The 16,835-nt window shown below is 52.1% G+C and carries 15 protein-coding genes, 1 tRNA gene and 2 pseudogenes; 13 read left to right on the forward strand and 5 right to left on the reverse strand.

Annotated features, from left to right (window positions below; translation table 11 throughout):
• From citX to MNO13_RS18080, 5 genes are all read left to right on the forward strand, one after another.
• Positions 1–552, forward strand: coding sequence for a citrate lyase holo-[acyl-carrier protein] synthase (gene citX / locus MNO13_RS18060; RefSeq protein WP_237932120.1), 552 nt, complete (start codon positions 1–3; stop codon positions 550–552).
• Positions 527–1,411 (forward strand): triphosphoribosyl-dephospho-CoA synthase CitG, encoded by an 885-nt coding sequence (citG, locus tag MNO13_RS18065; RefSeq protein ID WP_241940080.1) that lies wholly within the window; start codon positions 527–529, stop codon positions 1,409–1,411. Before citX ends, citG begins: the two co-directional genes overlap by 26 nt.
• Before the next feature lie 35 nt (positions 1,412–1,446).
• Positions 1,447–2,910, forward strand: a complete 1,464-nt coding sequence (locus MNO13_RS18070; protein WP_121814130.1) for an anion permease — start codon at positions 1,447–1,449, stop codon at positions 2,908–2,910.
• Between the two features lie 88 nt (positions 2,911–2,998).
• Entirely contained in the window at positions 2,999–3,802 is an 804-nt protein-coding gene (gene rna / locus MNO13_RS18075; RefSeq protein WP_241939094.1) for a ribonuclease I, read from the forward strand.
• Positions 3,803–3,903: 101 nt separating this feature from the next.
• Positions 3,904–4,053: a hypothetical protein gene (locus MNO13_RS18080; protein WP_241939095.1), complete on the forward strand. Its 150-nt coding sequence runs from the start codon at positions 3,904–3,906 to the stop codon at positions 4,051–4,053.
• 44 nt (positions 4,054–4,097) lie between these two features.
• Here MNO13_RS18080 and MNO13_RS18085 read toward each other — a convergent pair whose 3' ends face one another.
• A complete protein-coding gene (locus MNO13_RS18085) occupies positions 4,098–4,928 on the reverse strand; it encodes an alpha/beta fold hydrolase (RefSeq protein WP_232886071.1) in 831 nt (276 codons plus the stop codon).
• A 291-nt stretch (positions 4,929–5,219) separates the two neighbouring features.
• Between MNO13_RS18085 and MNO13_RS18090 the strand changes: the two genes are divergently transcribed.
• Positions 5,220–6,596, forward strand: a complete 1,377-nt coding sequence (locus tag MNO13_RS18090) for a GntP family permease (protein WP_064548762.1) — start codon at positions 5,220–5,222, stop codon at positions 6,594–6,596.
• Between the two features lie 159 nt (positions 6,597–6,755).
• Positions 6,756–7,166, forward strand: a complete 411-nt coding sequence (gene rnk, locus MNO13_RS18095; protein ID WP_064548765.1) for a nucleoside diphosphate kinase regulator — start codon at positions 6,756–6,758, stop codon at positions 7,164–7,166.
• A gap of 47 nt (positions 7,167–7,213) precedes the next feature.
• Here the strand turns inward: rnk and MNO13_RS18100 are convergent, their stop codons facing one another.
• The 3 genes from MNO13_RS18100 to folD form a co-directional block, all read right to left on the reverse strand.
• Complete coding sequence (locus MNO13_RS18100; protein ID WP_121815671.1) at positions 7,214–7,741, reverse strand: metal-dependent hydrolase; 528 nt, start codon at positions 7,739–7,741, stop codon at positions 7,214–7,216.
• A 65-nt stretch (positions 7,742–7,806) separates the two neighbouring features.
• Positions 7,807–8,019 (reverse strand): ribosome-associated protein YbcJ, encoded by a 213-nt coding sequence (gene ybcJ, locus MNO13_RS18105; protein ID WP_064548770.1) that lies wholly within the window; start codon positions 8,017–8,019, stop codon positions 7,807–7,809.
• 1 nt (position 8,020) lies between these two features.
• A complete protein-coding gene (gene folD / locus MNO13_RS18110) occupies positions 8,021–8,887 on the reverse strand; it encodes a bifunctional methylenetetrahydrofolate dehydrogenase/methenyltetrahydrofolate cyclohydrolase FolD (protein WP_064548772.1) in 867 nt (288 codons plus the stop codon).
• Positions 8,888–9,074: 187 nt separating this feature from the next.
• Here folD and MNO13_RS18115 point away from each other — a divergent pair.
• Positions 9,075–9,151, forward strand: a tRNA-Arg gene (locus tag MNO13_RS18115).
• A gap of 101 nt (positions 9,152–9,252) precedes the next feature.
• On the opposite strand, the pseudogene MNO13_RS18120 reads toward MNO13_RS18115, so the two are convergent.
• A pseudogene (locus MNO13_RS18120) lies at positions 9,253–9,932 on the reverse strand (DUF4942 domain-containing protein).
• A 346-nt stretch (positions 9,933–10,278) separates the two neighbouring features.
• Between MNO13_RS18120 and MNO13_RS18125 the strand changes: the two are divergent.
• The 5 genes and pseudogenes from MNO13_RS18125 to MNO13_RS18145 all read left to right on the forward strand — a co-directional run.
• Positions 10,279–12,777 (forward strand): type VI secretion system Vgr family protein, encoded by a 2,499-nt coding sequence (locus tag MNO13_RS18125; RefSeq protein ID WP_241939096.1) that lies wholly within the window; start codon positions 10,279–10,281, stop codon positions 12,775–12,777.
• A complete protein-coding gene (locus MNO13_RS18130; protein ID WP_232886075.1) occupies positions 12,777–14,063 on the forward strand; it encodes a VRR-NUC domain-containing protein in 1,287 nt (428 codons plus the stop codon). Before MNO13_RS18125 ends, MNO13_RS18130 begins: the two co-directional genes overlap by 1 nt.
• A gap of 12 nt (positions 14,064–14,075) precedes the next feature.
• Positions 14,076–15,290 (forward strand): DUF3396 domain-containing protein, encoded by a 1,215-nt coding sequence (locus MNO13_RS18135; RefSeq protein WP_241939097.1) that lies wholly within the window; start codon positions 14,076–14,078, stop codon positions 15,288–15,290.
• A 94-nt stretch (positions 15,291–15,384) separates the two neighbouring features.
• Positions 15,385–15,657, forward strand: coding sequence for an arylsulfatase regulator (locus MNO13_RS18140; protein ID WP_241939098.1), 273 nt, complete (start codon positions 15,385–15,387; stop codon positions 15,655–15,657).
• Between the two features lie 124 nt (positions 15,658–15,781).
• Positions 15,782–16,825: pseudogene (locus MNO13_RS18145) on the forward strand (VRR-NUC domain-containing protein); the annotation flags it as partial.
• Between the last annotated feature and the right edge of the window lie 10 nt (positions 16,826–16,835).

Raw genomic sequence — 16,835 nt, forward strand, 5'->3', positions numbered from 1 at the left:
ATGCCGATGTATCTCTCATCTGCGACGCACGCCAAAGTCACTGTGCCAGAGCTACTTGCCAGCCGGGATGCGCGCCAAAAAAGGCAACAGGAGTGGCTGGCACGCCACGCCGTCACCCTGGTTTCTTTCACCGTTGTCGCCCCTGGTTCAGTCAAAGACAGCGAACTGACGCGGCGTATTTTTAACCACGGCCTCCGGACGTTTCGCCAGTTAGCAGAACGCTCAGGCTGGGAAATCAAAAAACAGAGCTGCCTGGCGCTGGCGACTGGCCCGGAAGCTCTGCTGGCAATCGCCGCCCAGCCTGCCGCGGTGAAACAAGCCGCCATTGAGCTTGAGCAAAACCATCCTCTTGGCCGCCTGTGGGACTTCGACGTGCTGACACCGCAAGGGCAAATTCTCTCGCGCCGTGACTTTTCGCTCCCCGCCCGCCGCTGCCTGTTGTGCGAACAAACCGCCGCTGTTTGCGCCCGTGAACAAGCGCATCCGCTTGCTGAACTGCTCGCTCGTATGGAGACGCTGCTCAATGATGCAGATGACGCAGCCCCGCGCTGAAGTGTCGGAAACGATTGTTGCGCATTACAGCGAACTGGCTTTCCGCGCGTTACTCGCAGAGGTGAACTTAACGCCCAAACCAGGCCTGGTCGACCGCAATAACTGTGGCGCGCATAAAGATATGGCGCTGGAGGATTTTCAGCAAAGTGCGGCGGCGATGCGCCCGTATTTCCCGCGCTTCATTCAACTGGGTGCCAGCACCGCAGCATTGCCTGAATGCGAGGTTCTGCAAAATTTACGCCCTATCGGCATCGCCTGTGAAGCCGCAATGTTTCGCGCAACAGAAGGTGTTAACACCCATAAAGGCAGCATTTTTTCACTCGGCTTACTGTGCGCCGCGATTGGTCGCCTGCATCAGCAACAACGCGCCGTTACGCCGATGGCAATTTGCCAGACCGTAGCCGCTTTTTGCCATGGGATAACCGAGCGGGAATTGCACCACAACAACCACCAGCAAACCGCCGGGCAACGGCTTTTCCGGCTACTCGGCTTAACCGGTGCGCGCGGTGAAGCCGAAGCGGGTTATCCGTTGGTGATAAATATGGCGCTGCCGCATTACCACGCGCTTCTTACGCAGGCAACCGATCCGGAACTGGCGCTGCTCGACACTTTACTGCTGCTGATGGCACACAACGGCGATACCAATGTGGCCTCTCGCGGCGGTATGGCTGGACTGAGCTGGTTGCAGGAATACGCCCGCACCTTGCTCGCTAACGGCGGTATCCGTAAGCCCGCAGATCTTCGCCATCTGCAAGAGTTCGACCACGCCTGTATTGCACGCAACCTCAGCCCCGGCGGTAGCGCCGACCTGCTGATTATCACCTGGTTGTTAGCCCAAATTTCGCAATATCACCCTTAGCATCAATCGGAATAATCCTTACTGGAGAATCAGTTATGTCTGTTTCAAAAGATAAAATATGGAAGTTGCTGGCACCGCTGGTCGTCATGGCCATCATGCTGCTCATTCCAGTGCCCGATGGCATGCCTCCGCAGGCATGGCATTACTTTGCGGTATTTGTCGCGATGATCGTCGGCATGATCCTCGAACCGATCCCGGCGACCGCGATCAGCTTTATCGCCGTGACAATTTGCGTGATCGGCAGCGATTACCTGCTGTTTGACGCCAAAGAGTTAGCCGACCCGGCTTTTGACGCCGGTAAGCAAGCGTTGAAATGGGGGCTGGCAGGTTTTTCCAGTACCACCGTCTGGCTGGTATTCGGCGCGTTTATCTTCGCGCTGGGCTATGAAGTCACCGGCCTGGGTCGCCGTATCGCGCTGATTATGGTGAAATTCATGGGCAAGCGCACGCTGACTCTCGGCTACGCCATCGTGATTATTGATATTCTGCTGGCACCATTTACCCCGTCAAACACCGCCCGTACCGGCGGCACCGTGTTCCCGGTAATCAAAAACCTGCCGCCATTATTCCAGTCATTCCCTAACGACCCTTCTTCGCGCCGCATCGGTAGCTACCTGATGTGGATGATGGTGATCAGTACCAGCCTCAGTTCGTCGATGTTCATCACCGGTGCGGCTCCCAACGTGCTCGGCCTTGAGTTCGTCAGCAAAATTGCCGGTATTCAAATTAGCTGGATGCAGTGGTTTTTGAGCTTCCTGCCGGTGGGCATTATTCTGCTGATCGTCGCGCCATGGCTGTCTTACGTCCTCTATAAACCTGAAATCACCCACAGCGAGGAAGTCTCCGGCTGGGCGAAAGACGCGCTGCAAGAGATGGGCAAACTCAGCCGCAAAGAGATCACCCTGATTGGCCTGGTGCTGTTAAGCCTGGGGTTGTGGGTGTTTGGCGGCGAGGTGATTGATGCAACAGCGGTAGGTTTGCTGGCGGTATCGCTGATGCTGGCGCTGCACGTGGTGCCGTGGAAAGACATCACCAAATATAACAGTGCGTGGAACACCTTAGTTAACCTGGCAACTCTGGTAGTGATGGCAAGCGGCCTGACCCGTTCCGGTTTTATCGACTGGTTCGCCAATACCATGAGTAGCCATCTGGAGGGTTTCTCCGCCAATACTACGGTTATCGTGCTGGTATTGGTGTTCTACTTCGCGCATTACCTGTTTGCCAGCCTGTCGGCGCACACCGCGACTATGCTGCCGGTGATTCTGGCGGTGGGTAAAGGAATTCCCGGCGTGCCAATGGAACACTTGTGTATTTTGCTGGTGCTGTCGATTGGTATCATGGGCTGCCTGACACCTTACGCCACCGGCCCTGGCGTGATTATTTACGGCTGCGGCTATGTGAAGTCGAAAGACTACTGGCGCCTGGGTGCGATTTTCGGCGTGATTTATATCACCATGTTGCTATGTGTCGGCTGGCCGATTCTGGCGCTGTGGAGTTAACGGCTTTCATATTGCGGACAAAGCGTCTCTCTGAGGCGCTTTTTTTATGATTAAATAAGGAATTATCATCTAACTGAATGAGAAAGGCATGAAATTCCTTTACCAGACCGCCCTGTTAACCCTCGCTTGCGCCACTCACTCCGCCGCCCTGGCAGAAGATCTGCAACCCAAACAATATGGCGATTTCGAGCGCTACGTGCTGGCCCTTTCCTGGCAAACCGGTTTTTGTCAGAGCATGCACGAGCGCAATCGCAACGAACCTGCTGAATGTAAAACCCAGCAGGAACAGGACGACAAACGTGCATTTTTGACGGTCCACGGGCTGTGGCCTGGATTGCCGAAATCTGTAGCCTCACGCGGTGTGGATGAAAAACGCTGGATGCGTTACGGCTGCTCAACCCGCCCGGTGCCAAACATGGCGGAAGCTCGCGGTTCGCAAAAATGCCAGGCACCTGCGCCTGAGTTATCCGCAGACATCGCCAGCAAACTCGCAGGCGTGATGCCCGGTGCTGGCGGCCAGTCTTGCCTTGAGCGCTATGAATTCGCTAAACACGGCGCGTGCTTTGGTTTTAATCCCAACGCCTACTTCGGCACCATGGTTCGTCTGAATAACGAGTTTAAACAGAGTGCATTTGGCACCTTCCTTGCGGAAAATTACGGTAAAGACGTCACCCGTAAAGCGTTCAATAAAGCGCTGGAAAAAAGCTGGGGAAGTGAAGCGGTGAAAGCGGTCAAACTGACCTGTAACGGTAATCCGGCTTATCTGACAGAAATGCAAATCTCGCTGGATGCCGGGAAAATTAACAGCCCGATAAATGAAGGGTCATTCGCCCCACAAAGAAATTCAGGCAACTGTGCAAAACAGTTCCGTCTGGATGCCGTTGGGTATTAGAGGATTAAACGGCCATAAACACTGAAGACAAAAAATAATCAGTTCACTATTAGTTCCGTATTTTCCACCATATGATTTGCGTATCAAATACGGAGGTCATTATGAACACCACGAAACGCTTTTTAATGCAGTTGAAAGACCACTTTGAGCGCGAAGGCCGGGCGCAAAAATTGTTAGGTTTGATTTGGCTTTCCCCGCAACAGCGCTACGAAATCTTAAAAGAGATTATGTTGCCGGTTGCCAGGAAATGAGGTTGTTAAATTGGCGGGTGACGCAGGGTTCACCCGCCTGAAGGTTACCCTTTCAAGAACTCCAGTAAATCTGCATTTACCCGGTCTTTCTCGGTGGTACAAATGCCGTGCGATCCACCCTGGTATACTTTGAATGTCGAATCCGGCAACGTTGCCGCCGTGACTTTACCGCAGGTTTCAAACGGGACAATCTGGTCATCATCGCCATGAATAACTAGCGTTGGAATAGTCATTTTCTTCAGGTCTTCTCGCAGGTCGGTTTCAGAAAACGCTTTAATACAATCGTAGAGCGCCTTAATTCCCCCCTGCATCCCCTGTTCAACAAAACTCTCCCTGACGCCTTCCGAGATTTTCGCCCCAGGACGGTTATAGCCATAAAACGCCATGGTCAGCTCTTTGAAAAAATCTGCCCGGTTGACGCGCACACCTTCACGAATTCCATCAAACACATCAATGGGTACGCCATCAGGGTTGAAATCCGTTTTCACCATGATCGGCGGCACTGCGCTAATCAGTACGGCTTTTGCCACTCGGCTAGTACCGTGGCGGCCAATGTAACGCGCCACTTCACCTCCGCCAGTGGAATGACCGACATGAATCGCATCTTTGAGATTTAAATGCGCAGTCAATTCCTCCAGATCGTCAGCATATTGATCCATATGATTGCCTTCCCAGGATTGTGATGAGCGACCATGCCCACGCCGGTCGTGAGCGATCACCCGGAATCCTTTTTGCCCGAGGAAAAACATCTGATCTTCAAACGCATCTGCGGTTAACGGCCAGCCATGGCTGAAAACTACCGGTTGTCCTTCCCCCCAATCCTTAAAATAAAGAGAACTACCGTCCTTTAACTTGAGTTTGTCGTAATGGCTCATGATATCTCCTGGTCAGGTGATGGTCGTGCGAGTTGCCCAATTGAAAGGTGCATATACAGCGTAATTCAATTTTCTCACCAGGCAGGTTTATTTACGGTCAGCAATTGTTCCATCAGACTTAGTAAGGGTTTATTTGGAATGTTTGAGCTTGCTCCCAAAATGCCAATAAACATCAGGCAGCCCATTCCCGAACAGCTAATGTTACCAGTATCATGTTACCGGTATCAGAAATCTGGTGAATTATGTTTGTCGCATTTTTCACCTATAAATTCGGCGCAGAGGAACAAACAAATGACCGAAATAACAACACATCTCGGTGCAGGAAGCCTGCTAGGGATCGCAGCCTGTGCAGTTGTACTCCTACTTATTCTTATCATGCGTTTCAAAGTGCATGCTTTCTTAGCTTTAACCCTTGTGAGTGTCGTTGTCGCGCTGGTTACCGGTGTGCCGTTCGATAAAATTGTCCCAACTATTTTGGGCGGTTTTGGTAGCACACTGGCAGGTGTTGCACTGCTGGTTGGTCTCGGCGCAATGATTGGCCGCTTGCTTGAAATCTCCGGCGGGGCAAAAGTGCTTGCCGACACGCTGGTCGGTAAGTTTGGCTCTCATCGTGCTCCACTGGCGCTCGGTGTGGCATCGTTACTGTTCGGCTTCCCAATCTTCTTTGATGCGGGCCTGGTCGTCATGCTGCCGATTATCTTCAGCGTGGCAAAACAATTCGGTGGTTCTACGCTGAAATATGCGTTACCTGCTGCCGGTGCGTTTGCAGTCATGCACGCCCTGCTGCCGCCTCATCCAGGCCCGGTTGCTGCCAGTGAATTACTGGGTGCAAACATCGGCCTGCTGGTGATTGTAGGCCTGGTTATCGCCATTCCGACCTGGTATCTCGGCGCGTATCTGTTTGGTCAGTACGCTGGTAAAAAATTCGAAGTTCCACTGCCTTCTTCTTTCCTCGGCAGCGTTGAAGCGGATCCAAACCACCAGCCACCGGCATTTAGCACTGTATTATCGATTCTGCTGTTGCCGCTGGTACTGATTTTCCTCGATACCGGCCTGAACACCGCGACCGTACTCGGTTGGGTTAGTGGCGATAACACCGTGGTTCAACTGCTGCGAATGTTGGGTAAAACACCTATCGCACTGTTGATTACCGTCTTCTTCTCACTTGCCGTGTTTAGTGGCCGCCATAGCCGCCAGCATCTGGAAAAAGTGTGTGACGGTGCCCTCGGCCCAATCTGTGGCATCATTTTGGTGACCGGTGCGGGTGGTATGTTCGGTGGCGTTCTGCGTGCCAGCGGCATTGGTGATGCGTTGGCGGGTGTTTTGTCCGATACAGGCATGCCAGTAATTGTTGCCGCGTTCGTTATCTCTACCGCTCTGCGTGTGGCGCAAGGTTCTGCAACGGTTGCTCTGACCACGACCGCCGCACTGATTTCCCCAATGGTTGCCGTTACACCAGGCCTGAGCCAGTTCGACCTGTGCTTCATCGTGGTGGCTATTGCGGGTGGTGCGACCGTACTGTCTCACGTGAACGACTCTGGCTTCTGGTTGGTTGGTCGTTTCCTGGAAATGGACGAGAAAACCACCCTGAAAACCTGGACCGTGATGGAAACGTTGATCGGAACTATCGCCTTCCTGTTCGCTCTGGTAGGCAGCATTATTCTGTAAACTGTGCTGTTATTAAAATGTGACTGAAGTCGCTTTAAACTAAGTGTTAAGCTCAGTATCATCATCACAGACCAAACCCTCACTCATTGAGTGAGGGTTTTCTTTTGTAAGGTCCGCCATCAGACACAAGAGTGCCTGTTTTTTTACATGGAGAGAAATATGTCCAGACCAGCCATTATCATTAATGAACTTGATGCCGAGCGTATCGACCGATTGCTGGAGCAACCACAGTTTGCCAACCAGCCTGTCGCTCAGGCGTTGAACACCGAACTGGACAGAGCAGAAATGCGTAAACCTGAAGATATCCCGGCAGACGTCGTGACCATGAACAGCCGCGTGAAATTCCGCGATCTGGCCTCAAAAGAGGAGCATGTGCGCACGCTGGTGTATCCGGTCAACCTGACAGATAGCGATAACCAACTTTCGGTGATGGCACCGGTTGGCGCAGCACTGCTGGGTTTGCGTGTCGGTGCAACGATTAACTGGACGTTACCAAACGGTAACCAAACGCATCTGGAAGTGCTGGAGTTGCAGTACCAGCCTGAAGCTGCGGGCGAGTTTCACCGCTAATGATTTGCCCCCTTCGCAAAGAAGGGGGAATTGGTCTTTCCAGGGAATCAGCGAAAATTTTTACGCATCACAAATAACAAAAACGCCATCAACAAACCGGGTAACCAAACCCATTGCAGCTCTGACCAAATCACCGCCTGCCCGCGTGGTTCGAGATAACGAGAAAGTGCAAACGGGGCAACGCGAATCACCTGCCAGGGTGCGAAAAAGCGTTCGTCTGACCACGGCCATAACCAACCAACACCTTTGCCTCCGGTCGTCACGGAGTCCAGAAGACTATGTGAAAGCAATGACACCGTCAGAAATAGCCAGACGCGGATGATACCTGCCCGGAACCAGCGATAGCCGAACAAACACAGCAGCGGCACCACAAAAGCAAACAGCAAAGAGTGCGTGAAACCGCGATGCCCGAACGCATTGCCATACGCCACACCAAATTTGAAAGCCAGCACATCAGCATCCGGTAGCATTGCCAGAACAATACCGCCCAATAACAGGCGTGGAGGAATGATTTTTTTGCCCAGCCCCAATCCTAAACAAATGGGTACCGCTGCATGAGTGATGATAGTTGGCATAGGATGTGAAAATTTGTGAGTGAACAAAAAGAAACGGCCCGTTATGGGCCGTGTTCGGTATGCAATTAAGCTTGAACCGTGATGCTCAGACTTTCAAAAACAACAGTCTGGCCTGCAACGATTTTGCAGCGTTTGCGGGTTTCCACTTCGCCGTCTACTTGCACCAGCCCTTCTGCAATCACCGCTTTCGCCTGTGCGCCGCTTTCACACCAGCCTTCCAGCTTCAGCAGATCGCATAATTCAACGTGTGGGTGTTTACCTAATGAGAAGGTCGCCATTTTACTCTCCATCGACATCATGATATTCCTCGCAAGCCTGCAAGGTATTCTGGATAAGAGTGGCGACGGTCATTGGGCCAACGCCACCCGGAACCGGCGTAATATACGAGGCTTTGACTGCGGCTTCATCATAATTTACGTCACCGACGACTTTACCGCTCTCCAGACGGTTAATCCCCACGTCCACCACAATCGCCCCTTCCTTGATCCACTCGCCCGGGATAAAGCCAGGTTTGCCGACCGCAACAATCACCAGATCGGCGTTCTCGACATGTTGGCGTAAGTTTTTAGTGAAGCGATGCGTCACTGTGGTGGTACACCCTGCCAGCAGCAGTTCCATGCTCATTGGGCGGCCAACAATGTTGGATGCGCCAATCACCACGGCGTTCAGGCCGTAGGTATCAATACCGTAACGCTCAAGCAGCGTCACGATACCACGCGGTGTACAAGGACGCAGACGCGGCGCACGCTGGCACAGGCGGCCCACATTATAGGGATGGAAACCATCAACGTCTTTATCCGGGTCAATACGTTCCAGAACTTTCACGTTATCAATGCCCGCAGGCAGCGGTAACTGAACCAGAATGCCATCGATTTCTTTATCTGCGTTGAGCGTATCAATCAGCTCCAGCAGTTCTGCTTCGGAGGTGGTGTCAGGCAAATCGTAGGAGCGAGAAATAAAGCCAACTTCTTCACATGCTTTACGTTTACTACCGACATAAATCTGCGATGCAGGGTTCTCGCCAACCAGCACAACTGCAAGTCCAGGGGCGCGTTTTCCTGCGGCAATTCGGGCTTTCACTTTTTCAGCAACTTCAAGCCGTACCTGCTGCGCAATCGTTTTACCGTCAATAATCTTTGCTGCCATCAGTCAGATGATTCCGTCTGTAATCGAAAAGGGAGGGGATTGTTTCTATTTTGTCAGAAGCGCGGCTCGCTGTCAGGCATTGTTAAGTGTTTATGCTCAATTGTCGCGCAGGCAGTTGAAAAGCCATTGACTCGTAAGGTACTGACCGTATAATCCGAGTCCGCAATGCTTCCGAAAGGAATACAGTGCGCCCTTAGCTCAGTTGGATAGAGCAACGGCCTTCTAAGCCGTAGGTCACAGGTTCGAGCCCTGTAGGGCGTACCATTTAAAACAATGAGTTACGCAAAGCCCCTCACTAAAAACCACGCACCCAAAAAGTTTATGTAACGGCTGGTGTAAGTAAAATTTCTCAACGCCCATCAACATTAGCGTGGCTTAGCCGGCATTCCCGGATAGTACTTAGCGATGATGTCATTCATCCTTTCAATCAGATCGTACCGCTTTAAAGTGATGTGTGCTGTTCCCTTCTGAAAGTAGCGAATGCTGAAGAACTCATCCTCGTAAACTTCCTTAGTCGGATTATCCCGAATATGCTCCATCAATCGGGTAGAGATATCACTACGGTTGTCAGGTATCGGTTTGCCATCAAGTAAAAACAGCATCCGCTCCAAATCTGTCAATTGATCCCGCCTCCAGCCCCAGTTCAGACTAAATCCCCAGCGGTTATGTGTCACCAGACTGTTAATGATAATCTTCTTACCGAAACTGCAAGGACTATTAGTTTTGTAATCCCAACTAAGTCCCTTAAATACATTGATAATACCTCGCTCAAAAACATCCATTTTGTTCAGATGTAACTGCTCAAAGGTACTGAGGATATTCACCTCGCTGATAGCAGGAAGATCGCCCTCCTCCAGGTTCTTATGCCACTGTTCACGGGCCTGAGCATCCATCAAGGCCATCATGCCAGACTTCATCATCAAGTCTCGCCAGATACTACGGTCAATATTGCGGGTAGTTGTTCTATCTGTTTCAGTGCGGCATCTCGACCAGTGACCACTCGTTCAATACTGGTAGAGCAAATAATATCAGTGTGATCGGACATTATGTCCTGGTCTGTAATCTGTCATAAATTTTCTCCTTAATATAAAAACAAATGCCAGCCCTTTCCGGCTGGCATTGATGTCCGACTGATGTTCAGGTGAAGTGTAGTTTTCCTGGTTATCACATGAAAGAGTGACTGTAAGCCGAATATTTTAGACAAAAAATAATGTCGATATCACGAGAGGGAGAATGCCAGACCATAAAGGGAGGGAAAGCACCTCTATGATTAATCTGATTTTTGCATAAAGAGTGCTGTTTTGAGGGATTAGTCACCAGATGGCTTGCCTACGCTAAATAAGTCATAGAAAATTCATGGCTAATCTGCTGATTGTATTCAGGATTGAACCATGACGCTTTCATTCTATGCCCTTGATATCAACGACAGCCCTGTAAAACCCGATGTGTTGCGCTTTCGGGGGACTGAGGCATTAAGCAAACCTTTCTCTTGGTGTATTGAATTCACCACCCCGCAGAGCAATATTCTCCCCGAACAGGTGTTGATGAAATACGCCAGCTTCACCATGCGAAACAGCAAGGTGGTGCATGGCATCATTACCCGCCTGGAGTGGCTTTCTACCAGTGCCGATGAATCCCACTACAGCATTGTCCTCGAATCCCGCCTCGCCCTTTTATCCCGCTCCCGCCGCTGTGCCCTTTACCAGAACCTTTCTGTACCCGAGGTGGTGGAGCAGGTGCTGCGTAAACATGGTCTGGAAGGTGCTGACTTCGAGTTTCGTCTGTCACGGCAGTATCCTGTCCGTGAGCTGATAACACAGTGGCGTGAAACTGACCTTGAATTTATTCAGCGTATCCTTTCTGAAGTCGGTATCTGGTTTCGTCAGACGATGAACGACGTCACTGAAATGGATGTGACGGTGTTTGGCGACAGTCAGCTTCATTATCTGTTTAACGGTGCCCTGCCGTATCACGAGCCTTCAGGTCTTTATGACGGCGCAGAGCTGTGTTGCTGGGGGATTCGCACCTGGCATAATACGGTGACGGGGGCGGTCAGTACCCGTGATTACAATCCCCGAGCCGCATCAGAGCCAATGGATACCACTGTTTCTGCCCGTTCTCCTGCCGTGACCACAGGCGAGCATTACCGTTACGCTGAACCGTATCGTGATGCCGGAGACGACACCACCTCTGAGCCGGAAACCGAAAGTGGTGCGTTCTACGCCCGCCTTCACCATGAACGTGAGCTGAATAAATCTGCCCGCGTGCATCTGTTCAGCAATGCGTACGGGGTTTGCCCGGGGACGGTGATTGAGCCGCAAGGCGTTAACCTTCGTGACCTGCACGACGGTGTGATTATCACTTTTACATCATTTATTGGCTCCCGCGACTCCCGGCTGCACGTTTCTGTGTGGGGAATGCCGTACCGTGAAGAATACTGCTTCCGCCCGGCTGAAATTTCCCGCCCGGAAATTCACGGCACCCTTCCGGGGCGGGTGGAAAGCCGCGAAAAGAGCGACACTTACGCTCATCTTGATGACTGCGGGCGCTACCGGGTGCGGCTGGATTTCAATCTGGACGACTGCGAGCCGGGCTACGCACACCCCTGGCTTCGGATGGCAAAACCCTATACCGGCGATAGCTACGGCTGGCACACGCCTCTTATCGACGGGACAGAAGTGGCGATTGCTTACAGCAACGGTGATATCGACCTGCCGTATATCTCACACGCCTTCCACGACTCAGAACACCGCGATGTGGTTAATCGCGATAATCGTAGCCAGAACATCCTGCGCACCGCTGCCCGTAATGAATTTCGCATGGAAGACCAGCGCGGCGAGGAGCATATCGCTCTCTCCACTGAGTTCGCTAAAAGCCAGCAAAACCTGGGGCATATCACCGATGCGCAGGACAAACCGCGTGGTCAGGGCTTTGAACTCAGGACTGATGAACGGGGCGTTATTCGTGTCGCAAAGGGTCTGTTTATCAGCGCCGACGGGCAAAAAAAAGCCGCCGGAGACGTGCTGGATATGGACACCGCGCTGCGGGAAATCGACCTCTGTCTGCAACAGCTCCAGCAACTGGAAATGGCGGCAGAACAGGCGCAGGCCCTGAAAGCTGACGTGGACAGCCAGATCCGCATGTTCAATGAACGCCTCAAGCCCCTCAATGAAACGCTGCTCTTCTCCGCCCCGGAAGGTATAGCGTTCACCTCCGGTGAACATATGCAACTTGCCGCCAGTAAAAACGTCGCTATCAATGCCGGAGGCGATATCAGCATGGGCGTGATGGGCAATATGACGGCGCTGGCGGGTGACAAAATCGGTATGTTCGCCCGTACCGGTCAACTGAGCCTGAAAGCCAGTGAAGGTGCGATAGAGATGCAGGCCCAGAACGGCAACATGCGTCTGTTTGCTGAGAAAAAGCTCACCCTGACGTCTGAAGATGATATCTCGTTTACCGGCAAGAAACGCATCACGCTGATTGGTGGCGGAAGTTATCTGAAGCTGGAAGCGGGGAAAGTGGAATACGGCACCACCGGAACGTATTTGCGGCGGGTAAAGCGAACGATGGCGGCGGCTGCACTGAGTATGCCGATGAAAATGCCCCGTATGGGAACGGCATATATTTACTCGGCAATTTATCAGTTGCAGGATAAACACGGCAATATTCTGGTCAATACACCCTACCGTCTCACCACGCCATCAGGCCATACGGCAACGGGGTACAGCGATGACGAAGGTCGTTCCGTACCCATTTATACCCGCCAGCAGGAAAATGTTGAACTGCATGTTCTGACGAAAGCGGCACAGCCTGAAGAAGCAATGTGGTTTATTGGTGAAACCGATACCCAGCAACTAGAAACCGAACTCAGGGAGGTAAAATCATAATGGAACTACCCGATTTACCGACAGGTACACCTGATACGCCCACCAGGGCGACTAACCAGCCGTGGGACTGCACCACGACGGGCGTCGAAATGGTCGAGAAGCAGTCTCGTCTGCCAACCACTGAAAACCGTCAGTACCTGCATCTCAAAGTGGAATACGCCATGCGGTTCCCCAGGCTGTCGGCAATGATCCGCCGTAAGGGTCGCACATATCAAATGAGCCTCAAGCAATTAATGATGAGCGGCCTGATCCGTGCCGATGAAATCGCCCGCGATTACAAATGGTATTACAAGGCCGAAGTGTCATTTGATATGCGCACCACGCCACCCCGTCCTTTTATGAGCAGTACGCTGCTGAAAAAAGACGGCGCAGGCAGGCGCCATACCACCAATCCCTTCCCGGTGACTGGCAGGGGAATTTACCGCCGTCCTGACATCATTATTGTGAAAGACAAACAGGATCGCTGGCCGGGACTGGCAGGGCCGGATAGTGAAGACAATATGCACGGTGACAATCTGGCCCGCCTGGTTGAGGTGAAGTTTCCGGGCGATACGCTGTATGAAGATCAATATAAAGAATATATGAAAATTGTCGGGGGATTTGGTCACGAAGATCGCATGACCATTCTGGAGATCCACGACTGCCGTCCGGAAGAACAGCAGTGGGTTGACCAGATGGTCAACGTGACGATGAAAGCCTGGCAGACCAGCGGCGCGAAATACTGGCCGCTGGTTCTTTACCCGCCAATCTTTATGCCCCGTCCACCATCCACACCCGTTGCTGCCAGAATAGAGCCCTGGACTTATGCCGGTAAAGCCGTGGCCGACCTCAGTGAGGGTGCGGTGCGTGGCGTAGCTGAAGGCTGGAACGCATTATCAAAAGAGACACAGCAGGCCCTGAATTCAGCGGCAGGCTGGCTTAACGACGGCGGTGAGTGGGTTTACTATCAGGGAAGCGAGGCCTGGGTCTGGGCCAGCAAAACCGGTAAGTCGGTGAAGTCCTGGACCAACGCCCAGATTAAAGCCGCATGGGCAGAAATACAGTACGCCACCGATATGACGCTCGATATGCTCAAACAGGTGGACTGGGTACAGGTTTTAACCAATGTGGCTAAAACGGTCGGCGTTATTCTGGTTGCCGTGGGTATCGGCGTTCTGGTGGTGACGCTGGGTATCCCGGAAGCCATTATTGGGGCATTTTTACTGATTGTTCGTCTGGCAATAAGTGCCTGGGGAACACTGGCGGCTATTCTCGGTACGGGGACGGCGGCACTGGCAGCCGGTTAAACAGGAGCAGGTATGGAATTGCAGGATTTTGAGCTGAACTACATTGAGAAATGGCTACCGGAAGCCTCCGTGAAGTACAAAGACGGCAGCCCGGCGGTCAATCTCGGTCTGATTATCACCGTCTTTTTTAAAGACGGGCATACACCAGAAGTCCGCCGCAGGATGGTGGAGTGCGTGGATCGCTTCTATGGCGAGTTTAAGCCCTGGCTGAAAAAAACGATCACCAAAAACTGGGTGGGTATTACTGAAAAGAATTACGCCAAAAAGCGGCAGGAGATCCTCGACTCAACACCCGAAGAGATTTTTTCCTGGTATCTGGGTAGCGCGGAGAAGGATTTTTTGGCCCCTGATTACAGTATTTTGATACTGGGGGAACGAGTTTTTCATAATGACAATGATCGCTCCGTCATTAAGTTAACTCTCCCGTTCTCATTGCTGAAAGAACCTGATGGAAAGCAGCGTTATGAAGCCTGGCTGATGTGGCTCTGTGACACCTTTTCGGTGGAAAGTGGTTATGCAGGGTTGTCGTTTGCACTCCCTTATGCTCGTGAGCGAATGTTCCCGTATGAATATGCCCTGGCGCAGCGTTTTTCCGGCGTGATGGTGGACTCCATCGGCACGCTTGAAGGTGGTGGAGCCCTCATAGGCCTGAAAGGTGCCTGCTGGTATACCATTCTGGGCACACCGTGGCTGGAAAAACTGGGTGGCGCGGAAAAGTTAACGCATCGTTTGGCCAGAACACCTGAAATCAGCCTGTTGCCATACAACAATGGGGTCGTACTTAAAGCTGGTGAACTTCCCCCGCCACTGGGCGAGATGAAAACCGAAGGCCTGTCGCCCCTGCTGGTGAAGGTGAACCAGATTATTCGTCCTGTCCGGTTTAATGGTTCGAGATCCCTTCATTTCTATTCGGAATATGAAGGGCTTCAATTTAACAAAGAATCCACCATGAAGTGGTACAGGCGTTTCGACGAAGCCAGCGCCCTGCTGGATCAAGACGATATCGGTAAATCCTACGAACCGGTACGCATCACCCGCTGGACCGATGAAACCGCGCCCTATGCCGGACAATGGGCATCGATTGTTAACGGCACAACCGAGTATATCCAGACTCGTGAAGGGCAGAAGATGCCACCCTTTGAGGATAAATACGGTAAGCAGCATCGCGCGTGCTGGAAGCTGTTGAAACGTGATGATAAAGGTAGCGTCTATACACTTCCTGAGTAACGTCATGTGCTAAATCATTCTCATAGAGGGTGCCGGCATCAAAGTATTCTTAGGTTGCATGCAGGAAATATCTGGCGCTTTCACGAGGAAAAGAATGATCGACTTAACCGCAGAGCAGCAACAGTTGGCGAAGATAGTTCATGACTACGCCAGCCAATTTCCTCCGACAGAGAATGGTGACGCTCAGCTATTGCAGGGCTGCTATGACTATATGGAAGCCTTTAAACGGGTGATGGACAGCGCTTCAAAAGTCCAGATGGACTATATCTGCCTGCAATACCCTGGATATTTGCGCTTTGCAAAGTGGATGGAACGACTGGCTCAGGGTATTGCTGATGGAGTTATTGATGTACCGAAAGATCACTAACAACATCATATGTCAGGAATTTTCTGGGTTTTGACACTCCACTTGGCTAATAATTATCTATAGCGTGCGGTTTGGCTTCATGGGTCGAAGTCAAATGTCGTCAAATCGCAGCTTCGCTCCCACTGGGCCTATTCGCGTGGATGAAATCGCGCGAAACTACTGCTGGTACTACAAGGCGGAGGTGGCGTTTGACATGCGCACCACGCCGCCCCGTCCTTTTATGAGCAGTACATTGCTGGGCAAATACGGCGCAAAAAGGCGTCATACCACCAACCCATTCCCTGTGACGGGAAAGGGTATCTATCGTCGCCCAGATGTCATTATCGTTAAGGACAAGGATGATCGCTGGGCGTGACTGGCGGGGCCAGATACCGAAGGGAATATGCACAGTGACAATCTGGCCCGTCTGGTGGAAGTGAAATTTCCGGGGGATGATTTGGGTGAAGGTCAATATAGGGATTACATGAAAATTGTCGGGGGATTTGGTCACGAAGATCGCATGACCATTCTGGAGATCCACGACTGCCGCCCGGAAGAGCAGCAGTGGGTTGACCAGGTGGTCAACGTGACGATGAAAGCCTGGCAGACCAGCGGCGCGAAATACTGGCCGCTGGTTCTTTACCCGCCAATCTTTATGCCCCGTCCACCATCCACACCCGTTGCTGCCAGAATAGACCCCTGGACTTATGCCGGTAAAGCCGTGGCCGACCTCAGTGAGGGTGCGGTGCGTGGCGTAGCTGAAGGCTGGAACGCATTATCAAAAGAGACACAGCAGGCCCTGAATTCAGCGGCAGACTGGCTTAACGACGGCGGTGAGTGGGTTTACTATCAGGGAAGCGAGGCCTGGGTCTGGGCCAGCAAAACCGGTAAGTCGGTGAAGTCCTGGACCAACGCCCAGATTAAAGCCGCATGGGCAGAAATACAGTACGCCACCGATATGACGCTCGATATGCTCAAACAGGTGGACTGGGTACAGGTTTTAACCAATGTGGCTAAAACGGTCGGCGTTATTCTGGTTGCCGTGGGTATCGGCGTTCTGGTGGTGACGCTGGGTATACCGGAAGCCATTATTGGGGCATTTTTACTGATTGTTCGTCTGGCAATAAGCGCCTGGGGAACACTGGCGGCTATTCTCGGTACGGGTACAGCGGCACTGGCAGCCGGTTAAACAGGAGCAG

It is taken from the genome of Buttiauxella ferragutiae (genome assembly GCF_022637515.1).
Taxonomy (GTDB): Bacteria; Pseudomonadota; Gammaproteobacteria; order Enterobacterales; family Enterobacteriaceae; genus Buttiauxella; species Buttiauxella ferragutiae.

Bases quoted from the DNA above. Each gene is read 5' to 3' on its own strand.
- MNO13_RS18080 (WP_241939095.1), top strand. From the start codon at position 3,904: ATGAACACCACGAAACGCTTTTTAATGCAGTTGAAAGACCACTTTGAG.
- MNO13_RS18130 (WP_232886075.1), top strand. From the start codon at position 12,777: ATGGAACTACCCGATTTACCGACAGGTACACCTGATACGCCCACCAGG.
- MNO13_RS18090 (WP_064548762.1), top strand. From the start codon at position 5,220: ATGACCGAAATAACAACACATCTCGGTGCAGGAAGCCTGCTAGGGATC.
- MNO13_RS18125 (WP_241939096.1), top strand. From the start codon at position 10,279: ATGACGCTTTCATTCTATGCCCTTGATATCAACGACAGCCCTGTAAAA.
- folD (WP_064548772.1), bottom strand. From the start codon at position 8,887: ATGGCAGCAAAGATTATTGACGGTAAAACGATTGCGCAGCAGGTACGG.
- rnk (WP_064548765.1), top strand. From the start codon at position 6,756: ATGTCCAGACCAGCCATTATCATTAATGAACTTGATGCCGAGCGTATC.
- MNO13_RS18085 (WP_232886071.1), bottom strand. From the start codon at position 4,928: ATGAGCCATTACGACAAACTCAAGTTAAAGGACGGTAGTTCTCTTTAT.
- MNO13_RS18140 (WP_241939098.1), top strand. From the start codon at position 15,385: ATGATCGACTTAACCGCAGAGCAGCAACAGTTGGCGAAGATAGTTCAT.
- MNO13_RS18100 (WP_121815671.1), bottom strand. From the start codon at position 7,741: ATGCCAACTATCATCACTCATGCAGCGGTACCCATTTGTTTAGGATTG.
- ybcJ (WP_064548770.1), bottom strand. From the start codon at position 8,019: ATGGCGACCTTCTCATTAGGTAAACACCCACACGTTGAATTATGCGAT.
- citX (WP_237932120.1), top strand. From the start codon at position 1: ATGCCGATGTATCTCTCATCTGCGACGCACGCCAAAGTCACTGTGCCA.
- MNO13_RS18135 (WP_241939097.1), top strand. From the start codon at position 14,076: ATGGAATTGCAGGATTTTGAGCTGAACTACATTGAGAAATGGCTACCG.
- rna (WP_241939094.1), top strand. From the start codon at position 2,999: ATGAAATTCCTTTACCAGACCGCCCTGTTAACCCTCGCTTGCGCCACT.
- citG (WP_241940080.1), top strand. From the start codon at position 527: ATGCAGATGACGCAGCCCCGCGCTGAAGTGTCGGAAACGATTGTTGCG.
- MNO13_RS18070 (WP_121814130.1), top strand. From the start codon at position 1,447: ATGTCTGTTTCAAAAGATAAAATATGGAAGTTGCTGGCACCGCTGGTC.